The 537-nt window shown below is 71.3% G+C and carries 1 protein-coding gene; it reads right to left on the reverse strand.

Features of this window, described 5'->3' with window-relative positions; translation table 11 throughout:
• The coding region (locus NLI01S_RS24885) for a ketoacyl-synthetase C-terminal extension domain-containing protein (protein WP_305778460.1) at positions 1-537 on the reverse strand (537 nt) is incomplete at both ends.

Consider the following 537-nt stretch of genomic DNA (forward strand, 5'->3'; position numbering starts at 1 on the left):
GGAAAAACAAACGCGATCTGGCCATCCTGATCAGCGGCGGTGCCCGCGGTGACCCGCGCGACCGTTTCGCCCCGGGCGAGCGCACGCGTGGCCTCCAGCATGGCGTCACCGTCGGAGCCGACCACGACCGCCCGGTGGGACAGCTTCGACCGGTCTGTCGCCAGCGTGTAGGCGACATCATCGGCTCGCAGGTCGCGGCCCTCGACCCATTCGGCCAGCCGCCCGGCCTGCTCGCGCAGCGCCTCCTCACCCGCACCGGACACCACCCACGCCAGCACACCCGGCTCCGACGAGTCCGTGAGAGCAGAGGGTTCCGATGCTCCGTCGGTGTCGCCCGCGGCCTCCGGGGCTGGCGCCACCACGCTCTCGGATCCCTCTTCGAGAATGATGTGGGCATTGGTCCCGCTGACGCCGAACGAGGACACCCCCGCGCGACGCGGACGACCCTCCGCCGCCTCCCACGCACGAGACTCCGTGAGCAGCTCCACCCCGCCCGCGGACCAGTCCACATGCGAGGTCGGCTCGTCCACGTGCAGA

Source organism: Nocardiopsis listeri NBRC 13360, from assembly GCF_001570765.1.
GTDB classification, from domain to species: Bacteria; Actinomycetota; Actinomycetes; order Streptosporangiales; family Streptosporangiaceae; genus Nocardiopsis; species Nocardiopsis listeri.